The organism is Kitasatospora sp. NPDC057904, assembly GCF_042887925.1.
Taxonomy (GTDB): domain Bacteria; phylum Actinomycetota; class Actinomycetes; order Streptomycetales; family Streptomycetaceae; genus Kitasatospora.
In genome coordinates, this window is sequence record NZ_JBHVOL010000020.1 from 23,275 (window position 1) to 42,886 (window position 19,612).

General features: G+C 73.9%; 19 protein-coding genes. 11 read left to right on the top strand and 8 right to left on the bottom strand.

The window, feature by feature from the left end:
- Window positions 1–82 precede the first annotated feature (82 nt).
- The 6 genes from ACFVSN_RS35065 (at window position 83) to ACFVSN_RS35090 (ending at window position 6,312) form a co-directional block, all read left to right on the top strand.
- On the top strand, window positions 83–1,660 hold the full coding sequence (locus ACFVSN_RS35065) for a S8 family serine peptidase (protein WP_387957527.1): 1,578 nt from the start codon (window positions 83–85) through the stop codon (window positions 1,658–1,660).
- Between the two features lie 104 nt (window positions 1,661–1,764).
- Window positions 1,765–2,319 (top strand): GNAT family N-acetyltransferase, encoded by a 555-nt coding sequence (locus ACFVSN_RS35070; protein ID WP_380445391.1) that lies wholly within the window; start codon window positions 1,765–1,767, stop codon window positions 2,317–2,319.
- 43 nt (window positions 2,320–2,362) lie between these two features.
- The gene (locus tag ACFVSN_RS35075) at window positions 2,363–2,557 is read left to right on the top strand and encodes a DUF3046 domain-containing protein (protein WP_359964912.1); all 195 of its coding nucleotides are present in this window, start codon (window positions 2,363–2,365) and stop codon (window positions 2,555–2,557) included.
- A 63-nt stretch (window positions 2,558–2,620) separates the two neighbouring features.
- Window positions 2,621–3,886: an AI-2E family transporter gene (locus ACFVSN_RS35080; protein ID WP_387957529.1), complete on the top strand. Its 1,266-nt coding sequence runs from the start codon at window positions 2,621–2,623 to the stop codon at window positions 3,884–3,886.
- 259 nt (window positions 3,887–4,145) lie between these two features.
- The gene (gene recA, locus ACFVSN_RS35085; RefSeq protein ID WP_380498310.1) at window positions 4,146–5,264 is read left to right on the top strand and encodes a recombinase RecA; all 1,119 of its coding nucleotides are present in this window, start codon (window positions 4,146–4,148) and stop codon (window positions 5,262–5,264) included.
- Window positions 5,265–5,271: 7 nt separating this feature from the next.
- On the top strand, window positions 5,272–6,312 hold the full coding sequence (locus ACFVSN_RS35090; RefSeq protein WP_387591420.1) for a RecX family transcriptional regulator: 1,041 nt from the start codon (window positions 5,272–5,274) through the stop codon (window positions 6,310–6,312).
- 191 nt (window positions 6,313–6,503) lie between these two features.
- Here ACFVSN_RS35090 and ACFVSN_RS35095 read toward each other — a convergent pair whose 3' ends face one another.
- From ACFVSN_RS35095 to ACFVSN_RS35120, 6 genes are all read right to left on the bottom strand, one after another.
- On the bottom strand, window positions 6,504–6,686 hold the full coding sequence (locus ACFVSN_RS35095) for a hypothetical protein (protein WP_387591418.1): 183 nt from the start codon (window positions 6,684–6,686) through the stop codon (window positions 6,504–6,506).
- Window positions 6,683–8,422, bottom strand: a complete 1,740-nt coding sequence (locus tag ACFVSN_RS35100) for an FAD-dependent monooxygenase (protein WP_387591415.1) — start codon at window positions 8,420–8,422, stop codon at window positions 6,683–6,685. The genes ACFVSN_RS35095 and ACFVSN_RS35100 overlap by 4 nt, the downstream gene beginning before the upstream one ends.
- A 140-nt stretch (window positions 8,423–8,562) precedes the next feature.
- Window positions 8,563–9,414 (bottom strand): amino acid ABC transporter permease, encoded by an 852-nt coding sequence (locus ACFVSN_RS35105; RefSeq protein WP_380445396.1) that lies wholly within the window; start codon window positions 9,412–9,414, stop codon window positions 8,563–8,565.
- Window positions 9,411–10,061 carry an amino acid ABC transporter permease gene (locus ACFVSN_RS35110; protein ID WP_380445397.1) on the bottom strand — a complete coding sequence of 217 codons (651 nt, stop codon included), beginning with the start codon at window positions 10,059–10,061 and terminating at the stop codon, window positions 9,411–9,413. The genes ACFVSN_RS35105 and ACFVSN_RS35110 overlap by 4 nt, the downstream gene beginning before the upstream one ends.
- Window positions 10,062–10,106: 45 nt before the next feature.
- Window positions 10,107–11,006: a glutamate ABC transporter substrate-binding protein gene (locus ACFVSN_RS35115; RefSeq protein WP_380498307.1), complete on the bottom strand. Its 900-nt coding sequence runs from the start codon at window positions 11,004–11,006 to the stop codon at window positions 10,107–10,109.
- 121 nt (window positions 11,007–11,127) lie between these two features.
- Window positions 11,128–11,883: an amino acid ABC transporter ATP-binding protein gene (locus tag ACFVSN_RS35120; RefSeq protein ID WP_380445399.1), complete on the bottom strand. Its 756-nt coding sequence runs from the start codon at window positions 11,881–11,883 to the stop codon at window positions 11,128–11,130.
- 422 nt (window positions 11,884–12,305) lie between these two features.
- Between ACFVSN_RS35120 and ACFVSN_RS35125 the strand changes: the two genes are divergently transcribed.
- Both ACFVSN_RS35125 and ACFVSN_RS35130 read left to right on the top strand, forming a co-directional pair.
- Window positions 12,306–13,058, top strand: a complete 753-nt coding sequence (locus ACFVSN_RS35125; RefSeq protein ID WP_380445400.1) for a response regulator transcription factor — start codon at window positions 12,306–12,308, stop codon at window positions 13,056–13,058.
- A gap of 6 nt (window positions 13,059–13,064) precedes the next feature.
- Window positions 13,065–14,492: a sensor histidine kinase gene (locus ACFVSN_RS35130; protein WP_380445401.1), complete on the top strand. Its 1,428-nt coding sequence runs from the start codon at window positions 13,065–13,067 to the stop codon at window positions 14,490–14,492.
- Between the two features lie 31 nt (window positions 14,493–14,523).
- Here the strand turns inward: ACFVSN_RS35130 and ACFVSN_RS35135 are convergent, their stop codons facing one another.
- Complete coding sequence (locus ACFVSN_RS35135; protein ID WP_380445402.1) at window positions 14,524–15,543, bottom strand: TAXI family TRAP transporter solute-binding subunit; 1,020 nt, start codon at window positions 15,541–15,543, stop codon at window positions 14,524–14,526.
- 94 nt (window positions 15,544–15,637) lie between these two features.
- On the opposite strand from ACFVSN_RS35135, the gene miaB reads away from it, so the two are divergent.
- Together miaB and ACFVSN_RS35145 are read left to right on the top strand one after the other, a co-directional pair.
- Complete coding sequence (gene miaB / locus ACFVSN_RS35140) at window positions 15,638–17,173, top strand: tRNA (N6-isopentenyl adenosine(37)-C2)-methylthiotransferase MiaB (protein WP_387957532.1); 1,536 nt, start codon at window positions 15,638–15,640, stop codon at window positions 17,171–17,173.
- A gap of 148 nt (window positions 17,174–17,321) precedes the next feature.
- Window positions 17,322–18,020 (top strand): hypothetical protein, encoded by a 699-nt coding sequence (locus ACFVSN_RS35145; protein WP_329924765.1) that lies wholly within the window; start codon window positions 17,322–17,324, stop codon window positions 18,018–18,020.
- Window positions 18,021–18,038: 18 nt separating this feature from the next.
- On the opposite strand, the gene ACFVSN_RS35150 is transcribed toward ACFVSN_RS35145, so the two are convergent.
- Window positions 18,039–18,299 (bottom strand): antitoxin, encoded by a 261-nt coding sequence (locus ACFVSN_RS35150; RefSeq protein WP_380448751.1) that lies wholly within the window; start codon window positions 18,297–18,299, stop codon window positions 18,039–18,041.
- 167 nt (window positions 18,300–18,466) lie between these two features.
- On the opposite strand from ACFVSN_RS35150, the gene miaA reads away from it, so the two are divergent.
- Window positions 18,467–19,417 (top strand): tRNA (adenosine(37)-N6)-dimethylallyltransferase MiaA, encoded by a 951-nt coding sequence (gene miaA, locus ACFVSN_RS35155; RefSeq protein WP_387957535.1) that lies wholly within the window; start codon window positions 18,467–18,469, stop codon window positions 19,415–19,417.
- Window positions 19,418–19,612: the final 195 nt, after the last annotated feature.

Below are 19,612 nucleotides of genomic sequence, written 5' to 3' on the forward strand. Positions count from 1 at the left end.
AAAAGACAATCCGCTCATATGGTGATGATTCCAGCCCATGATCACCCGCGCGCCCGCGGGACCGACGAGCGGAGACCGTGCGATGGCGCAGGTGAACCCGTCCGGAACAGGTCCCGTCCGCGCCCCCCGCCGCGGGGCCCGCGGGCCCGTCCGGGTCCTGCTGGCGATGCTGCTCACCGCGCTCGTGGTCGGCGGCGCCGTGCCGTACGTGTCCGGCAGCGGCCGGGTCTACCTCAGCTACCTGGTGCTGGCCGGACGGGACGACGCCGCCGGCGCGGCCCTGGCCGGGGCCGAGGCCCGCGCGGCGGGCGGGCAGGTGGTCCAGGAGTACCCGCAGATCGGGGCCGTACTGGCGTACGCCCCCGGCGGCTTCGCGGACGAGGTGCGGGCCAGGCCCGGGATCGCCGCCGTCGGGGCCACCCGCACCGCGCCGGTGGTCGGCCCGCCGCGCCCGCTGGACGGCGCCGGGGACTTCGCGGCCGGCACCGAACGCGCCGGGCGCAGCAGCGCGGACCGGTCGGGCGGGGCGGAGCGCTCCGGCGGGACCGACACCGCAGAACTGTCCGAGCGGCAGGAGGACACCACCCTCACGGTGCCCGACCCCGCCGAGCACGACGGCTGGAACCTCACCATGCTCGGCGCCCCCGGCGCCGGGGGCGGCGACGCGACCGCCGCGCCGGCCGGGCCCGCCGGGCCGGCGCCGGAGGCGCTGCACAAGGTGCTCGTCGCGGTGCTCGACTCCGGCGTCGACGACACCCACCCCGACCTCAGGACCGCCGTCGACCCCAAGGCCTCCGCCTCGTGCGCCGACGGGCGTCCGGACCCGCGCACCGGCTCCTGGCGGCCCGACCCCGGGGTCGGCGAGAGCGGGCACGGCACCCACGTCGCCGGGATCGTCGGCGCCGTCCGGGACGGCCGGGGCGTCACCGGGGTCGCGCCGGGCGTGCGGATCGCCGCCGTCCGGCTGCTCGGGCCGCTGGGCCAGTACTACGCGGAGAACATCGTCTGCGGCATGCTGTGGGCCGCCGACCACGGCGCCAGGGCGATCAACAACAGCTACTTCGCCGACCCGTGGAAGTACAACTGCCCGGAGGACCGCGACCAGGCCGCGCTGATCGCCGCCGTCGGCCGGGCCGCGGCCTACGCCCAGCGCAAGGGCGCCGTCGTCGTCGCCTCGGCGGGCAACGACGGGCAGGACCTCGGCGCGGCCAGGACGGACGAGCGCAGTCCGAACGACCGGGTCTCCGGCCCGGCGCAGTCCCGCCACCTGGGCACCGAGTGCGTCAGGCTGCCCGGCGAGCTGCCCGGCGTCGTCACCGTCACCGCCGTCAACCGGGACGGCCGCCCCTCCGCGTACTCCAACTACGGGCGCGGCAGGGTCTCGCTGGCCGCGCCCGGCGGGGACCCGGACGGCGGGCCGCAGGGCGCGATCGTCTCCGACTGGCCCGGCGGGCAGTACGCGGCGCTGGCCGGCACCTCGATGGCGGCCGCGCACGTGACGGGCGCGGTCGCGGTGGCCGCCGCGCTCCACCCGGACTACGGCTCGGCCGGACTCGCCGCCCTGCTGGCCACCACGGCCGCGGCCGCCTGCCCGCAGGGGCCGTACGCGTGCGGGGACCGGCAGTACTTCGGCGCGGGGTTGCTGGCGCTGCCGCGGTAGCGCTCCTCCCGCGGACCGGGCGGCGCCCGTCGCGGCCCGGGCGGTGCCCGTCGCGGCCCGGAAAAGCGGGTGACGGACGAGCGCCGGCGGGCGAGGATCGGGGCATGACCGCATTCCTCGCCACCGAACGGCTCGTGCTGCGCCGCTTCACCGCCGCGGACACGGACCACCTGGTCGAGCTGGACGGCGATCCCGAGGTGATGCGCCACCTCACCGGCGGCCGGCCGACGCCGCGGGAGGTCGTGGAGGGCGAGCTGCTGCCGCTCTACCTCGCGCACTACGAGCGCTACGGGGACCTGGGCTGGTGGGCTGCGGAGGAGCGGGCGGGCGGGGCCTTCCTGGGCTGGTTCGAGTTCCGGCCGACGGTGGCGGGCGAGCGCGGCGAGGTCGAGCTCGGGTACCGGCTGCGCCGGGCCGCCTGGGGGCGCGGGTACGCGACCGAGGGCGCGCGGGCGCTGGTCCGCCGCGGTTTCACCGGACTCGGCGTGGAGCGGGTGGTGGCGTACACGATGACGGTCAACGCGGGCTCCCGGCGGGTGATGGAGAAGAGCGGCCTCTCGTACGTCCGGACCTTCCACGAGGACCACCCGGAGGCCATCCCCGGCAGCGAGCACGGCGAGGTCGAGTACGCCCTGGAGCGGGCGCGGTGGCGGGGCTGACGCGCCCGGGGGCTCCGGCGGCCGGTCCGGGATACTGGACGGCATGAGGCTGACGGAGTTCTGGCGACGGATGTACGAGCACTTCGGGGAGACGTACGCGGAGTCCTTCGCCTCCGACCACGTGATGAGCGAGCTCGGCGGCCGGACGGTCCGGCAGGCGCTGGACGCGGGCTGGGAGGCCAAGGACGTCTGGCGGGCGGTCTGCGAGACCCAGGGTGTCTCCGCGCTGCTCCGCTGAGCGGCTCCGCCGTCCCCCGGACGACGGCCGGATGTCGCCGAACCGGCCTCCGCCGCCGGGCCGATGGGACAGACTGTCCCGGTGACAAGTGACACAGAACACCAGAATTCGGACAGGCCGGCCGAGGTGCCGGCCGAGACGTCGGCCAAGGCGGCGGACGGGGGCGGCGGGCTCTGGGGCGGCGGGATGCCGCGCTGGCTGCCCAGGGCGATGGTGCTCGCGTTCGTCCTGCTCGGCCTGTTCCAGCTCGCGGACTGGGCGTTCCGCCAGCTCATCGACCTCTTCGTGATGCTCCTGGTGGCCTTCTTCCTGTCGCTCGCGCTGGAGCCGGCCGTCGACCGGATGGCCGCCCGCGGGGTGCGTCGGGGCGTCGGGACGTTCCTGGTGTTCGTCGCGGTCGCGGTCGCCGTCCTCGGGTTCCTGGCGGCGCTCGGCACGCTGCTGGTGGACCAGGTCGCGAAGATCGCGGGGGACCTGCCGCACCTGGTCGACAACCTGATCACGTGGTTCAACGGGACGTTCCACCAGGACGTCTCGCTGGGCGAGTTGCAGAAGAAGCTGCTCAAGGACTCCGGCACGATCGAGGGTTACGCCCAGCAGGCCGCCGACAACGTCTGGGGCCTGTCCTCCACCGTGATCGGCGGCCTCTTCCAGGCCTTCACGGTCGGACTGTTCACCTTCTACTTCACCGCCGAGGGCCCGAGGGTCCGGCGGACGGTCTGCTCGCTGCTGCCGCCCGCCAAGCAGGGCGAGGTGCTGCGGGCCTGGGAGATCGCGCTCGCCAAGACCGGTGGGTACCTGTACTCGCGCGCGCTGCTCGCGGTGGTGTCGGCCGCCGGGCACTGGGTGATGTTCGCGCTGCTGGACCTGCCGTACGCGGCCGCGCTGGCGATCTGGGTCGGCGTCATGTCGCAGTTCGTGCCGACCATCGGGACGTACCTCGCGGGCGCGCTGCCGGTGCTGGTGGCGCTCACCGTGGAACCGGTGGACGCGCTGTGGGTGCTGGTGTTCACGGTGGTGTACCAGCAGGTCGAGAACTACCTGCTGCACCCGAGGATCACCGCGAGGACGGTGGACGTGCACCCGGCGGTGGCGTTCGGGGCGGTGATCGCGGGCGCGGCGTTGCTGGGGGCGGTCGGCGCGCTGATCGCCATCCCGGCGGCGGCCACGCTGCAGGGCTTCGTCGGGACGTACGTGCGGCGCTACGAGGTGGCGACCGACCCGCGGATCGACCGCGGCGAGCAGCGGCGGGCCCGGCGCGAGCTGCGCCGGGAGGCGGCGCGCCGGCTGCGGCGGATGGTCGGCGGCGGGTCGGACGAGGCGGGCTGAGCCGGACCGGCCCGCCCGGAGCCCCGTGGAATCGAACGGAATCGAACGAGGTCGGATCCGTTCCGGCCGCGCCGGGAGGGGCGGGCGGGGTTCGGCGCGCGCCCCTGGTGGCGTGCGACGCTTGAATCGAACAGATGTTCTTTGTACTCTCCGGCGAGGAGTTTTCCACAGGCGGAGCCCGGTCGGGCTCGTTTGTCAGTGGGACGCGCTAGCGTCGAGGACGATGAAGCGCACAGCACAGAACCCGAAGGAAAAGGCCATGGCAGGTACGGACCGCGAGAAGGCCCTAGAGACCGCACTCGCCCAGATCGAGCGACAGTTCGGCAAGGGCTCGGTGATGCGCCTCGGCGAGAAGGCCAACGAGCCGATCGACGTGATCTCCACCGGGTCCACCGCCCTGGACGTCGCCCTCGGGGTCGGTGGCATCCCCCGAGGCCGGGTGGTCGAGATCTACGGCCCCGAGTCCTCCGGAAAGACCACCCTGACGCTGCACCTGGCGGCCAACGCCCAGCGGGCCGGCGGCACGGTCGCGTTCGTCGACGCGGAGCACGCGCTCGACCCGGATTACGCCAAGAAGCTCGGCGTGGACACCGACGCCCTGCTGGTCAGCCAGCCGGACACCGGTGAGCAGGCTCTGGAGATCACCGACATGCTGATCCGCTCCGGCGCGATCGACCTGGTGATCATCGACTCGGTCGCCGCGCTCGTCCCGCGCGCCGAGATCGAGGGCGAGATGGGCGACTCGCACGTCGGTCTGCAGGCCCGTCTGATGAGCCAGGCGCTGCGCAAGATCGCCGGTGCGCTGAACCAGTCGAACACCACCGCCGTGTTCATCAACCAGCTCCGCGAGAAGATCGGCGTCATGTTCGGCTCGCCGGAGACCACGACCGGTGGCCGCGCGCTGAAGTTCTACGCCTCCGTCCGCCTCGACATCCGCCGGATCGAGACCCTGAAGGACGGCACCGAGGCGGTGGGCAACCGCACCCGCGTCAAGGTGGTCAAGAACAAGGTCGCCGCGCCGTTCAAGCAGGCCGAGTTCGACATCCTCTACGGCGTCGGCATCAGCCGCGAGGGCGGCCTGATCGACATGGGCGTCGAGCACGGCTTCATCCGCAAGTCGGGCGCCTGGTACACCTACGAGGGCGACCAGCTCGGCCAGGGCAAGGAGAACGCCCGCAACTTCCTGCGGGACAACCCGCAGCTCGCCGACGAGATCGAGCGGAAGATCAAGGGCAAGCTCGGCATCGGCCCGAAGGTCGAGGAGCCCGCCGAGGGCGCGGCCGACACCGCCGCCGCGGACGGCGCCGCCAAGCCGATCACCGCGACCGCCGCCAAGACGGCCGCGGCGAAGAAGACGGCGGCGGCCGCCAAGGCCTGAGCCGTTGATGCAGCACGACGAGGTGGGCGTCGCCGGCCCGGCGTCGCCGGACGACGACCACGGGCCGCCGGACTGGTTCGCCGCCGTGGCGGAGGAGCCGGGTCCGGAGCCGTCGGCGACCGGCCCGGTCCGGCCGCAGCGCCGTCGGGAGCCGCGTTCGGCGGCGCGAGGGGCATCCGGCGCGGAGCCGGAGTTCGACCGGGCGCCGGTCCGGGCGGTGCGCGGCGCGGCGCCCGGACCGGGTCCGGCGGAGGGGCTGTCCGACGGGCTCGGGCTGGTCTCCGCCTCCGAGCTGCCCACCGGCCGTCGGCGCCGTCGCTCGGCGCTGGCCGAGGACGCCGACGGGTACGGGGAGCACGCGGACCGCGCGGAACCGGCGGACTACCGGGAGGCGGCCGGTCACGGGGGTGCGGCCGCCTCCGCCCCGCGCGGGCGGACGAGCGCACGGTCGGGTGGCCGGGCGGGTGGCCGGTCGGCTGGGCGCCGACGCACGGAACCGGACGCCGAGCCGGACGGCGAGCAGGCCCGGCCGCGCGAGCCGAAGCGGGCCCGGGCCGAGGAGCACGCCGATCCCGAGAGCCGCGCCCGCGACATCTGCCTGCGGCTGCTCACCGGCACCGCCAAGAGCCGCAAGCAGCTCGCCGACGCCCTGCGCAAGCGGGAGATCCCGGAGGACGTCGCCGACCAGGTGCTCACCCGGCTCGAAGAGGTCGGGCTGATCGACGACGCGGCCTTCGCCGCGGCGTGGGTGGAGTCCCGGCACGCCGTCCGGGGCCTGTCGCGGCGGGCGCTCGCCCAGGAGCTGCGGACCAAGGGCGTGGCCGCCGACCTGGTCGAGCAGGCCGTGGCCCAGCTCGACTATGACGACGAGACGGAGGCCGCCCGGGCCCTCGTCGACCGCAAGCTCCGCAGCACCCGCGGGCTGGAGCCGCAGGCCCGGATGCGGCGGCTGGTCGGCGTGCTGGCCCGGCGCGGCTACTCCGAGGGGCTGGCCTTCCGAGTGGTGCGCGCGGCCATCGAGGAAGAGGACGCGGAAGCCGACGACTGAGCTGCCTCGGGGGCCCGGCGCACCGCATCGAACCGGAGGACGCGCACCGGGCGTGGTGACCGAGGGGAGCGGGTGCCGGTGCAGCCGCGAGGAGATCGAGCAGGGCTGCGTGCGGGCCGGCGAGGACGTGCTGTCGGCCGTCCGGGGCGGCGGGAGCACCCCGAACTCGTGCGCACCCCGGGGGCGTTGCGCTACCGGGTCTCGTAGCGGCGGAACGTGCAGGCCGGGCGCGAGGTGCGCGTCATGGTGCGGCCGGAGGCGGTGGACGACCTCGGGGCCGGGCTGATCGCCCGGGAGGTCGCCCGGCGGGTGTCCGAGGAGCTGACCCACCCGGGGCGGATCCGGGTGACGGTGGTCCGGGAGAGCGGGGTCACCGAGGTGGCACGGCAGAGGGGTCGAGCCGCTCGGGGACGGCCTCCGGGGCCGGCTCGGGTTCGGGCTCGGCCGCGCCGGTGAGCGGTGCCGGGCCGCCCCGGGCCCGGTCGGCGAGCGCCAGCAGGTCCTCGGCGGCGGCGCCCTGGGTGACGCCGACGAGGTGCCCGTCCGGCCGGATCAGCAGCACGGTGTGCGGGCCGGCGTCCGGGTACTCCTCGGCGACGAGCACCTCGGCCGGGACGGGCAGGGCGTTCGCGACCTCGGCGAGCCGGGGCATCAGCCCGGCGCCCAGCCAGTGCTCGGCGGACCAGACGGCGGTGCCGGGGGCCACGAGCAGCAGCAGGAAGGTCGAGCCGAGCCGGGCGTGGAGGTGGTCGGGGCTGCCGTCGGCGGAGAGCACCGGGAGGTCGGGCACGAGCACGCCGGGGGCGGTGGCGGGCAGCAGCTCGCTGAGCGAGGTGGTGGTGCGCGCGCCGCGCTGGACCGGCACCCGGCCGGGGACGCCCGAGGGCGCCGCCGGGTAGGCGGGCGCGCCGCCGAAGCGGCCGGTGCCGAGCTGGCCGTCGGCGAGCAGCGGCGCGTGCTTGCGGAAGCCGCCGACGAGCAGCGAGCGCCGGGTCTGCTGCCAGCCGCGCAGCGGGCGCAGCAGCGGCATGGACTGGTCGACGGCGCGCAGCCGGGCGCCGACGGCGCCGCGGCGCTCGGCCTCGTAGCCGTCCAGGAGGGAGCCGCCGGGCTGGGGGCCGCCGGAGTGGAGGTGCCAGGCGAGGGCGAGCCGCCAGGCGAGGTTGTCGGCGTCGCGCAGCCCGTCGGCGAGGTTCTGCATGCCGAGGGCGCCGTGCAGGTGGGCGGCGTCGCCGGCGAGGAAGCAGCGGCCGCTGCGGAAGCGGGCGGCGAGGCGCTGCTGGGCGGTGTGGTCGGCGGCGGCGAGCAGCTCGAAGCGGGGGAGTTCGCCGCACCAGCCGGTGAGGCTCGCGGTGACGCGGTTGAGCAGGGTGTCGCCGGTGACGACGCCGGGCCAGGTGGCGTGCGGGTCGACCTGCTCGGTGGGGGCCGGGCGGCCGGGCGGCAGGCGCCAGTCGAGCCGCCAGACGCCGTCCGGCAGGGGGCGGGCGGAGGCCTCGCGGTCGCCGCGCCACGGCGGCTCGCGGTGCAGCCGGGCGCCGTCGAAGGGCAGGTCGACCCGGACGGTGGCGATGGCGTTGCGGTCGACGGCCGGGCGGCCGGGGAAGCGGATCTTCAGGAGCTTGCGGATCGTGGAGCGCGCGCCGTCGCAGCCGACCAGGTGGCTGCCGCGCCACCAGGTGCTGGAGCCGTCCTGGGTGCCGTGGGTGCGGACGCTGACGCCGTCGCGGTCCTGGACGAGCTCGGTGACGCGGCTGAGCGGGACGAGTCTGACCAGCGGGGTGCCGGTGAGGGCGTCGCGCAGGCCGCGCTGGAGGCGGTGCTGCGGCAGGTGGAAGGCGGGCGAGTCGGTGAGGTCGATCCGCAGCACCTCCTGGCGGCGCCGCCAGATGGCGAAGGAGTCCCAGAGGGCGGAGTCGGAGACGGCCCGGGGGTAGCCGATCCGGGTGAGGAAGGCGGTGGAGTCGGCCCCGAGGACGACGCTGCGCGGGCCCTCGGGGCAGAGCCCGGAGCCCTCGTCCAGGACGACGGTCGGCACCTCGTGCCGGGCGAGCGCGAGGGCCAGGGCCAGACCGACCGGTCCGGCCCCGACCACGATCACCGGGTCCATGCCGGGCCCTCCGGGCGGGGGTGGACCGTTCGGGCCCGGAAGGCCGGGCATGGGCAGGCCGTCAGGCTGGCGTCATATGCCGCGTGGAAGCTCCCGGGAGGTGTCACGAAGAGCAATGCAACAGTTCACCTGCGTGTCCGTCAAGCAGCAGCCGAAGTGCGCCGGTTCGCGCCGCGACGGCCGCGTGCTTCGATCCACCGGGCGAGCGCGGTGAGCAACAGGCACATCGCGACGTAGATCGGACCGATCACCAGGACCACCGGGATGTAGGGGAAGCCCGCGGCGTTCATCGGCTGGCTCGCGATCGCCTTACCGACGAACAGCAGCTCGTGGTAGGTGATGACGAAGCCGAGCGAGGTGTCCTTCAGGGTGACGACCAGCTGGCCGATCATCGTCGGCAGCATCGAGCGGACCGCCTGCGGCACCAGGATGCCGGCCATCACCTGGGTCTTGCGCATCCCGAGGGCGTACGCCGCCTCGGACTGGCCCCGGGGGACGGCGTTGACGCCGCTGCGGATGATCTCGGCCTGGACCGCGCCGTTGTAGAGGGTGAGGCCGAGCACCAGCGCCCACATCGGGTCCTTGGCGAAGAACGCGTAGTAGAGCGCGACGATGAGGATCAGCAGCGGCATCGCCCGGAAGAACTGGACGATCGCGGTGCACACCCAGCGCACCGGCTTGTGGTCGGACAGCCGCCCGGCGGCGAGCAGCGAGCCGAGGGTGAGCGAGAACAGCGCCGCCAGGCCGAAGGCCTCCAGGGTGGAGAGCAGGCCGTCCAGGATCCGCTGCTGGATGGTGTTGTACTGGAAGACGTCCCAGAGCCCGGCGTCGAACTGGCCGCTGTCGGACAGCGCCGTGACGGCGTACCAGAGCAGGCCGGCGATCGCGACGAACGCCAGCACGCCGAACAGCCGGTACCGCGTGCGGGCCTTCGGACCGGGGGCGTCGTACAGGACGCTGGCGGTCGAGCCGCGGGTGAAGGGGCTGTTCATCGGGCCACCGCCAGTCGGGACTCCAGGATGCGGAACAGGGTGGCGATCACGGCGCTGATCACCAGGTAGGCGCAGGCCACCCAGAAGAAGATCGAGAAGATCGAGTAGCCGCGCTCGGAGAAGGTCTGCTGCGCGCTGTACAGCTCGCCGACGCTGAACGCGCCGGCGATCGCCGAGTTCCTCGGCAGGGCGATGAACACGCTGCTCATCGGGGCCAGCACGGTCCGGGCGGCCTGCGGCAGGACGACCAGGGTGAGCGTCTGGCCGAAGGTCATGCCGAGGCTGCGGGCGGCCTCGGCCTGGCCGAGCGGCACGGTGTTGATGCCCGAGCGCAGCACCTCGCAGACGAACGAGGCGGTGTACCCGCCGAGCGCCAGCGTCGCGAAGGTGAGGTGCTCGAAGTGCACGTCGAGCGCGGGCAGTCCGAACTCGACGGCGAAGAACAGCAGGGTCAGCGGGGTGTTGCGGAAGATCGTCACCCAGCCGGTGCCGAAGGCGCGCAGCACCGGGACCGGGGAGACCCGGAAGGCCGCCAGCAGGGTGCCCAGCAGCAGGGCGAGCAGCGCGCTGAGGGCGCTCAGCTCGATCGTCTGCAGGAAGCCGTCGCGGAACAGCGTGAAGTTGCCGTCCTCGAACAGGAAACCCATCCGGCGGCCCTCCTCTCAGGAGCGGTAAGGAATCGGGCGGGTGGATCAGTAGCGCTCGAGGGCCGGCGGGGTGGGCGCCGCGGAGCCGGAGAGGCCGAGGGTCGCGTCGTACGCCTTCTTCCAGTCGCCGTTGTCCTGGTGCGCCTTGATGGAGTCGTTGATGGCGTTGCGCAGGGCCGCGTCGTCCTTGTTGAGGCCGACGCCGTACTTCTCCTGGGTGAACGGCTGGCCGACCACCTTGAGCTTGGGGCTGTACTTGGAGGCGTAGCCCTTGAGGATCGCGTCGTCGGTGGTGACGGCGTCGACCTCGCCGGACAGCAGCTTCTCGACGCAGGCCGAGTAGGTGTCGAACTGCGTGATCTTCGGGTTGTACTGCTGGATGTTCTTGATGGACGTCGAGCCGGTGGCGGTGCAGACGTTCTTGCCCGTGACCGCGTCCTTGCCGGTGATGTCCTTGTTGTCGGCCTTCACCAGCAGGTCCTGGCCGGCGATGTAGTACGGGCCGGCGAAGGAGACCGACTTCTTGCGCTCGTCGTTGATGCTGTAGGTGCCGACGTAGAAGTCGATCTGGCCCTTGGCGATGGCGGGCTCGCGCTGCGAGGAGACCAGCGTCTGCCACTTGATCTGCTGCGGGGTGAAGCCGAGGTCGGCGGCGACCATCTTGGCGATCTCGATGTCGAAGCCGCTGCGGTCGCCGCTGGCGACGTCCTCCCAGCCGAGGAACGGCTGGTCGGCCTTGGCGCCGATGATCAGCTGGCCGCGCTTGTGGGCCTCGGCGAGCACCGCCGAGTCGATCTTGACGTCGGTCTTGACCGTGTAGGTCGGCAGCGCGGGGGCGCCGCTGGGGGTGGCGGCGGCGTCGGGCGAGCCGTCCTTGCCGCACGCGGCGGTGGCGGTGAGCGCGACGGCACAGAGCGCGACGGCGAGGGTGCGACGAGTCCTCATGAGGGTTGTTCTCCTGGGGGCTGGGCCACGGGGTCAACCGGGCTCTGGCGTCTGGAAGTTGTGCGCAGGGGCGGGCCGGCCGGCGCCGTTGGCGGGCCGGCCTTCCGGGGGAGGCGGAGCGTCAGTGGTGCAGGATCTTGGAGAGGAAGTCCTTGGCGCGCTCGGAGCGCGGTGCGGTGAAGAAGGCGTCCGGCGTGTTCTGCTCGACGATCTTTCCGTCGGCCATGAACAGCACCCGGTTCGCGGCGGAGCGGGCGAAGCCCATCTCGTGGGTGACCACGACCATCGTCATGCCGTCGGCGGCCAGCTGGCGCATGACCTCCAGCACCTCGTTGACCATCTCCGGGTCGAGGGCCGAGGTGGGCTCGTCGAAGAGCATCACCTTCGGCTTCATGGCCAGCGCGCGGGCGATCGCCACGCGCTGCTGCTGGCCGCCGGACAGCTGGGCCGGGTACTTGTCCGCCTGCGCGCCGACGCCGACGCGCTCCAGCAGCTCCCGGGCCGTCTTCTCGGCCTGCGGGCGCGCCACCTTGCGCACCTTGACCTGGCCCATGACCACGTTCTCCAGCACGGTCTTGTGGGCGAACAGGTTGAAGCTCTGGAACACCATGCCGACCTCGGCGCGCAGCCGGGCCAGCTCCTTGCCCTCGGCGGGCAGCGGGCGGCCGTCGATGGTGATGGTGCCGGAGTCGATGGTCTCCAGCCGGTTGATCGTCCGGCAGAGCGTGGACTTGCCCGATCCGGAGGGCCCGATCAGCACCACGACCTCGCCCTGGGTGATCCGCAGGTCGATGCCCTGGAGCACGTGGAGGGCGCCGTAGTGCTTGTTCACGCCGTCCAGCACGACCAGCGGAGCGGCTGCGGACTTCGAGTCCATGATCGGATTCCCGGTCATCGCGCCTGCTCTCTCGTTCGGCCCGCGCGAAGTCTGAACTCCCTTGGGCTGCAATGGTGGTACGAAATCCGGGGGCCGCAGCCGGCGGAGCCGCAGCCCCCGGTGGGCCGACCATAGGAGCCGTGACGATGCCTCGTCAGCCGATCTGAGCGGAACTTGAGCATCACGAAACGGCCACACGGCGCTCGCAAGCTGTTCGTCCGGCCGCGATCGGGGCACGGTTGACGTGGACGGCGCCCGCGCGGTGCGTCCCGCGGAGCCCCGCCGCGCGGCCGAACCTGGCGTCCGGCGGCCCGCTGGCCCATACTGCGCAGGACCGGGACCGACCGAGCGGCCCCGGTGATCACCGCCCGGGGGAGTCCCCGGGGCCCCTGGAGACGTCGGGGAACGGGGAAGGAGGAGACATGCGACTACTGCTCGTCGAGGACGACGAACGCGTGGCCGCCGCGCTGGTCGCGGTGCTGGGACGGCACGGGTTCCAGGTCCGGCACGCCCGCAGCGGGCACGAGGCCCTGGACGCGCTGGTGCCGGACGGCAACGAGCCGTACCGGGTGGTGCTGCTCGACCTCGGGCTGCCCGACCGCGACGGCTTCGAGGTGTGCAGCCGGATCCGGGCCGGCAGCGGCGTCCCGGTGATCATGGTCACCGCCCGGGCCGACATCCGCTCCCGGATCCACGGCCTCAACCTCGGCGCCGACGACTACGTCACCAAGCCGTACGACATGGGCGAACTGCTCGCCCGCATCCACGCCGTCGCCCGCCGCGGCGCCGCGCCGTCCGCCGCCTCCCCGGCCGCGCCCGACGCCGTCCCGCAGCAGCGCGGTCCGCTGGAGTCCCGCGGCATACGGATCGACCGGGAGCGCCGCCGGGTCAGCGTGGACGGCCGCGACGTGCCGCTCACCCGCAAGGAGTTCGACCTGCTCGCGCTGCTCGCCCAGAGCCCCGGCGTGGTCTACCGCCGCGAGCAGATCTTCAGCGAGGTGTGGCGCAGCGGCTGGGAGGGCAACGGCCGCACGCTGGAGGTCCACATCGGCTCGCTGCGCAACAAGCTCGCGCTGCCCGGCCTGGTCGAGGCCGTGCGCGGCGTCGGCTACCGGCTGATCCCCGAGTGCCCGGCGGCCGCCCCGGACGCGCCCCCGGCCGGCGCGGAGCACTGACCGTACGTGCGCAATCGCCTGCTCGGCATCCTGCTCGCCCTGATGGTCTGCGTCCTGGCCGCCCTCGGGCTGCCGCTCGCGGCGGCGGTCGCGGCGGCCCAGCAGACCAAGGTGGTCGTCGACCGGCTCGACGACGCCGCCCGCTTCGCCCAGGACCTGCCCACCTCCGGCACCTCGGACGCGGCGCGCAAGGGCGACCCGGGGCCCGCCCCCGGCGACCTCAGCCGGCGCAACGCGATCGACGCCGAGGTCGCCCGCTACTACGACCTGTACGGCGTGCGCCTCGGCATCTTCCAGCGCGACGGCGTCCCGATCGCCGCCGCGCCGAAGAACTGGACGGTGCCCTCCGGCGGCTCCGGCGCCCAGGCCTTCCAGGAGGCGCTGGACGGGCGGCGCAGCCACAACCCGCCCCAGGTCTGGCCGTGGACCGGTGACCGCACGGTCATCGTCGCGGCCCCGGTGGTGCGCGACGGCGACGTCGTCGCCGTGGTGCTCAGCGAGTCGCCGACCGGGGCGCTGCGCACCCGGATCCTGCACAGCTGGCTGGTGATCGGGGCCGGCGAGGCCGCCGCGATGATCGTCGCCGTGCTGCTCGCCGTCCGGCTCACCGAGTGGGTGCTGCGCCCGGTGCGCACCCTGGACCGGGCCACCCACGACATCGCCACCGGCCGGATGAACGCCCGGGTCGCCCCCGGCGGCGGCCCGCCCGAACTGCAGCGGCTGGCGCACTCGTTCAACGAGATGGCCGACCACGTCGTGCTCGCCCTGGACCAGCAGAAGGCCTTCGTCGCGGACGCCTCCCACCAGCTGCGCAACCCGCTGGCCGCGCTGCTGCTGCGGGTCGAGGTGCTCGGCCTGGAACTGCCCGAGGGGCACGAGGAGGAGCTGGGCGTCGTCCGCGAGGAGGGCGCCCGGCTGGCCCGGGTGCTGGACGACCTGCTCGGCCTCGCCACCGCCGAGCACGCCCGCCCCGAACCCGAGCCGACCGACCTCGCCGCGCTCACCCTCGCCCGGGTCGACGCCTGGCGGACGGTGGCCGTGCAGCGCGGCATCGAGCTGCGCTGGGACGGCCCGGCGCTCGCGCTCGGCATGGCCGACCCGATCGGCTTCGGCTCGGCGCTGGACGCGGTCCTGGACAACGCGCTCAAGTTCTCCCCGGAGGGCAGCCGGGTGCGGCTGCGGGTCGCGGTGCGGCGCGACGAGGTCGCGGTGACGGTCAGCGACGCCGGGCCGGGCCTCACCGAGGAGGAGGTCTCCCGGGCGGGCGACCGGTTCTGGCGCAGCCCGCGGCACCAGAACGTGGACGGCTCCGGGCTCGGCCTGTCGATCGCCCGCACCCTGCTGCTGGCGGGCGGCGGTTCGCTCGGCTTCGCCCCGGTCAAGCCGACCGGGCTCGCGGTGACCCTGGCCGTGCCCCGCCCGGGGAAGCAGTAGTCGGGGAAGCAGTGGTCGCGGACGCGCCAGGTCAGGGCTTGACCGAGCGGTAGTAGCGCATCGCGCCCTCGTGGAGGGGGAGCGGGTCGGTGTACACGGCGGTGCGCAGGTCGACCAGCTGGGCGGCGTGGACCTGGGCGCCGATCTGGTCGCGGCTGTCGATCACCGCCTCGGTCATGCCCTGGACCAGGCCGGGGTCGACGTCGTCCCGGGTGATCAGCAGGTTGGGCACCGCCACGGTGGCGACGGCGTCCTGCGGCTCGGCGTTCGGGTAGGTGCCCTTGGGCATGGTGGCCGCCCGGTAGGCGTCGGTGCCGCCGCCCTCGGCCTTGTGGAGCTGCTCGGACAGGTCGGCCAGCGGGACGATCCTGATCCGGACGTGGTCGGAGAGGTCGGTCAGCGCGCTGGTGGGCAGGCCGCCGGACCAGAAGAAGGCGTCCACCCTGCCCTCGCGCAGGTCGTCGGCGGCGTCGCCGACCCCGTCCGGCACGCCCTTGATGTCCCGGTCCGGGTCCAGGCCGGCGGCGGTCAGCAGCCGCCTGGTCACCAGGTTCACCCCGGACTGCGGCAGGCCCACGCCCACCCGCAGGCCCTTGAGGTCGGCGGTGCGCTGGACCGGCGAGGAGGCCGGGACGATCAGCTGGAGGTAGTCGTCGTAGAGCCGGGCGATCGCCCGCAGCCGGTCCTTGCCGGGCCCCTGGTAGTCGGCGACGGCGTCGGCCGTCGCTATGGCGAACTGGTCCCGGCCGTCGGCCACCCGCTTCAGGTTCTCGACCGAGCCGTCGGTGTTGTCCAGCGCCAGCCGCACCCCGGGCATCGACTTGGCGACGTGCGCCTGCAGCAGCTGCCCGTACCGGTCGTAGACCCCGCGCTGCACGCCCGTCGCGAAGTGCGTCTCCCCGCGCGGGTAGCCGGGCGAGCGGCCCGCCGAGAGCCACCACCCGCCGAGTCCCGCCAGCAGCAGGGCCAGTACCAGGACCGTCCGCCACAGCGGGCTTCGGGCGGCCGCGCGGAGCACGGCGCCCGGACGTGAGGGAACGGTGGGGGTCATGCAGGGATAGTGCCAGGCGCCCCGGCAGAACGGGAGGGGCCGCGGGGCCGCCGTCCGTGAAAAAGCCCTTCACGCGTGCCCGTACCCTGGTCTGGTGAGCGGTGAGAGCGGATTGAAGAGCTACAAGGTCGTCACGCACGGCTGTCAGATGAACGTCCACGACTCCGAGCGCCTGTCCGGGCTGCTGGAGGAGGCGGGCTACGTCAAGGCCGGGCCCGAGGGCGACCCGGACCTGGTGGTGTTCAACACCTGCGCGGTGCGCGAGAACGCCGACAACAAGCTGTACGGCAACCTCGGGCAGCTCGCGCCGGCCAAGGGCCGCAACCAGGGCATGCAGATCGCCGTCGGCGGCTGCCTCGCGCAGAAGGACCGCGACACCATCGTCCAGCGCGCCCCCTGGGTCGACGTGGTGTTCGGCACCCACAACATCGGCCACCTGCCGGCGCTCCTGGAGCGGGCCGCGGTCGAGAAGAAGGCCCAGGTCGAGATCCTGGAGTCGCTGGAGACCTTCCCCTCCACGCTGCCCACCCGCCGCGAGTCCGCCTACGCCGCCTGGGTCTCGATCTCGGTCGGCTGCAACAACACCTGCACCTTCTGCATCGTGCCCGCGCTGCGCGGCAAGGAGGAGGACCGCCGCCCCGGCGACGTCCTCGCCGAGATCGAGGCGCTGGTGGACGAGGGCGTCATCGAGGTGACCCTGCTCGGCCAGAACGTCAACGCCTACGGCTCCGACCTGGGCGACCGCGAGGCCTTCTCCAAGCTGCTGCGCGCCGCCGGCCAGGTCGAGGGCCTGGAGCGGATCCGCTTCACCTCCCCGCACCCGCGCGACTTCACCGACGACGTCATCGCCGCGATGGCCGAGACGCCGAACGTGATGCACCAGCTGCACATGCCGCTGCAGTCCGGCTCGGACCGCGTCCTCAAGGCGATGCGCCGCTCCTACCGGCAGGACCGTTTCCTCGGGATCATCCGCAAGGTCCGCGAGGCCATGCCGGACGCGGCCATCTCCACCGACATCATCGTGGGCTTCCCCGGCGAGACCGAGGAGGACTTCGAGGAGACGATGCACGTCGTCCGCGAGGCGCGCTTCACCAACGCGTTCACCTTCCAGTACTCCAAGCGCCCCGGCACCCCGGCCGCGGAGATGGCGGACCAGGTGCCGAAGGCCGTCGTGCAGGCCCGCTACGACCGGCTCATCGCGCTCCAGGAGGAGATCTCCTGGGACGAGAACAAGAAGCAGGTCGGCCGCACGCTGGAGATCCTGGTCGCCGAGGGCGAGGGCAAGAAGGACGGCAAGACCGACCGCCTCTCCGGACGCGCCCCCGACAACCGCCTCGTGCACTTCAACCCGAGGCTTCGAGGGTTGAACGACGAGCACAGCACGCGGCCCGCCGAGCCGGTGCGCCCGGGTGACGTGGTGACCGTCGAGATCACCTACGCCGCCCCGCACCACCTGCTGGCCGAGGGCCCGGCCCTCGCCGTGCGCCGCACCCGCGCGGGCGACGCGTGGGAGAAGCGCCAGGCCAAGCCCGCCGCCAAGCCGGCTGGCGTGATGCTCGGCCTGCCGAGCGTCGGCGCCCCGGCGGCGCTGCCGCTCGCGGCCCCGGCGGGCGGCTGCTGCGGGGACTGACGCCCGCCCCGCCCGCCCCCGCGCAGGACGCTCCGGCGGCCCGGCAGGACCTTCGGGTCCCGCCGGGCCGCCGTGCTTCTCGGCTGGTGCCGTGGCCGGGCGTCGCAACACGGCGGACCTGTCCGGCCACGGCACTAGAGTGATCCACATGCTGGTAGCCGCCGCCGTGTGCCCCTGTCCGCCGCTGCTCGTCCCCGAGGTCGCCGCCGGGGCGGCGAGCGAACTGGACGCGCTGCGGGCCGCCTGCGACGAGGCACTGGCGGCGCTGGTCGCGGCCGGGCCCGAGCTGGTCGTGGTGGTCGGCGCCGGGCCCGGGGCCGAGGTGTGGACCGAGGGCGGGGCGGGCTCCTTCCAGCGCTACGGGGTGCCGCTGGTGGCCAAGCTGCCGGGCGGCCGGGTCGAGGGGCCGGAGCTCGCGCCCTCGCTGACCGTCGGGGCGTGGCTGCTGGAGCGCGCCGGGGTGACCCTGCCGACGCACGCCTGCGCCGTGCCCGAGGACGCCCCCGCCGACCGCATGCTCGGGCTGGGCCAGGGCCTGGCCGGGCTGGCCGACCGCGTCGCCCTGCTGGTGCTCGGCGGCGGCAGCGCCTGCCGCACGGTGAAGGCGCCCGGCTACCTGGACGAGCGCGCCGAGGGCTACGACGCGGCGCTGGCCGCCGCCCTGGGCTCGGCCGACCTCCCCGCCCTGGCCGCGCTGGACGCCGCCCTGGCCGCCGAACTGAAGGCCGACGGCCGGGCGCCCTGGCAGGTGCTGGCCGGCGCCGCCGAGGGCGCCGGCCTCACCGCGCGGCTCGGCTACCAGGACGCGCCGTACGGCGTCGGGTACTTCGTGGCGTCCTGGAGCTGATCACCGCCGCACCCGCGCTCAGGCGTGCGGCGCCCGGCCGTTGCCGCCGGTGCCCTCCTCGCCGGGCTCCGGCTTGTGGGCGAAGTCGTCGACCGCGCCCTTGGCCTTGCTGGCACCGTGCTCGATCTTGTCGCTGTACTTGCCCTTGGTCGCCTTGTCGATGGCGCCGCCGGCCTTGTCCACCATGCTGTCGATCTGGTCGTGGTGCTTGCCGGCGAGCTCGCTGGCGCGCTCCTTGAGCTCCTCGGCCTTGCCCTTGAGGTTGTCCATCAGGCCCATGGCGATCTCCTTCTCTCCCTGTTTCCTGCCCAACGTCCGGGAGGGGTAAAGCGTTCGCAAACCGGACCAGGGCCTGGAAACAGCCGGAAACAGTCATATCGTCGCGCAATCGGGGGCGGGAGGCAGCCCGGTGCCCGGTCCCGCGGCGGTTTTGCGAGACTGGAGCGGTGAGCAGCTCCCGCACCGTCCAGCCCCCCGTCGTGTCGATCGTCGGGGCGACCGCCGCCGGCAAGTCCGACCTCGCCGTGGCCGTCGCCCGCAGCCTCGGCGGCGAGATCATCAACACCGACTCGATGCAGCTCTACCGGGGCATGGACATCGGCACCGCCAAGCTCACGACGGACGAGCGGGGCGGGATCCCGCACCACCTGATGGACGTCTGGGACGTCACCGAGGCCGCCAGTGTCGCCGAGTACCAGCGGCTGGCCCGCGCCGAGATCGACCGGCTGCTCGCCGCCGGGCGGGCCGCGGTGCTGGTCGGCGGCTCCGGGCTGTACGTCCGGGCGGCGATCGACGAGATGGAGTTCCCCGGCACCGACCCGGCCGTCCGCGCCCGGCTGGAGGCGGAGCTCGCCGAGGCCGGCCCGTACGCGCTGCACCGGCGGCTGGCCGGGCTCGACCCGGCGGCGGCCGAGGCGATCCTGATCGGCAACGGGCGGCGGATCGTCCGCGCGCTGGAGGTCATCGAGATCACCGGGCAGCCGTTCACCGCCAACCTGCCGAGCAACACCGCCGTCTACGACGCCGTGCAGATCGGCGTCGCGGTGCCGCGCCCCGAGCTGGACGAGCGGATCGCCCTGCGCGTCGACCGGATGTGGGAGGCCGGGCTGCTCGACGAGGTGCGCGCGCTCGAACGGGTCGGGCTGCGGGAGGGCAGGACCGCCTCCCGGGCGCTCGGGTACCAGCAGATGCTCGACCACTTCGCCGGCGAGTGCACCGAGGACGAGGCGAAGGCCGAAACCGTGCGGGCCACCAAGCGCTTCGCCCGCCGCCAGGAGTCCTGGTTCCGCCGGGACGACCGGATCCACTGGCTCTCCCGCCCGGCCGGCACCGACCCGGTCGAGCTGCTGGAACGTTCCCTTGAGCTGATCGGGCGTCAGCGCGCATCGGCCGCGTAGGCGGGATCCGGCCACTTCGGCGGTGCAGCTGCGCGAGCACGTGGCCGTGCAGGACCAACCGGGGGTTACGGCCCGATCACGTGATGGCCACGGATCACCCGCCGACCCCGGAGAGGCCCGGAACGCACCTCTGGACATGCCATCATCGGTGTCATAAGGGTCGGCCCGGGCGGGCCGGCCGTACCGGCCGCGAGT

Excerpts from the sequence above, each read along its gene's own strand:
- ACFVSN_RS35065 (WP_387957527.1), top strand. The coding sequence starts at position 83 with ATGGCGCAGGTGAACCCGTCCGGAACAGGTCCCGTCCGCGCCCCCCGC.
- ACFVSN_RS35070 (WP_380445391.1), top strand. The coding sequence starts at position 1,765 with ATGACCGCATTCCTCGCCACCGAACGGCTCGTGCTGCGCCGCTTCACC.
- ACFVSN_RS35075 (WP_359964912.1), top strand. The coding sequence starts at position 2,363 with ATGAGGCTGACGGAGTTCTGGCGACGGATGTACGAGCACTTCGGGGAG.
- ACFVSN_RS35080 (WP_387957529.1), top strand. The coding sequence starts at position 2,621 with ATGGGACAGACTGTCCCGGTGACAAGTGACACAGAACACCAGAATTCG.
- recA (WP_380498310.1), top strand. The coding sequence starts at position 4,146 with ATGGCAGGTACGGACCGCGAGAAGGCCCTAGAGACCGCACTCGCCCAG.
- ACFVSN_RS35090 (WP_387591420.1), top strand. The coding sequence starts at position 5,272 with ATGCAGCACGACGAGGTGGGCGTCGCCGGCCCGGCGTCGCCGGACGAC.
- ACFVSN_RS35100 (WP_387591415.1), bottom strand. The coding sequence starts at position 8,422 with ATGGACCCGGTGATCGTGGTCGGGGCCGGACCGGTCGGTCTGGCCCTG.
- ACFVSN_RS35105 (WP_380445396.1), bottom strand. The coding sequence starts at position 9,414 with ATGAACAGCCCCTTCACCCGCGGCTCGACCGCCAGCGTCCTGTACGAC.
- ACFVSN_RS35110 (WP_380445397.1), bottom strand. The coding sequence starts at position 10,061 with ATGGGTTTCCTGTTCGAGGACGGCAACTTCACGCTGTTCCGCGACGGC.
- ACFVSN_RS35115 (WP_380498307.1), bottom strand. The coding sequence starts at position 11,006 with ATGAGGACTCGTCGCACCCTCGCCGTCGCGCTCTGTGCCGTCGCGCTC.
- ACFVSN_RS35120 (WP_380445399.1), bottom strand. The coding sequence starts at position 11,883 with ATGGACTCGAAGTCCGCAGCCGCTCCGCTGGTCGTGCTGGACGGCGTG.
- ACFVSN_RS35125 (WP_380445400.1), top strand. The coding sequence starts at position 12,306 with ATGCGACTACTGCTCGTCGAGGACGACGAACGCGTGGCCGCCGCGCTG.
- ACFVSN_RS35135 (WP_380445402.1), bottom strand. The coding sequence starts at position 15,543 with ATGACCCCCACCGTTCCCTCACGTCCGGGCGCCGTGCTCCGCGCGGCC.
- ACFVSN_RS35145 (WP_329924765.1), top strand. The coding sequence starts at position 17,322 with ATGCTGGTAGCCGCCGCCGTGTGCCCCTGTCCGCCGCTGCTCGTCCCC.
- ACFVSN_RS35150 (WP_380448751.1), bottom strand. The coding sequence starts at position 18,299 with ATGGGCCTGATGGACAACCTCAAGGGCAAGGCCGAGGAGCTCAAGGAG.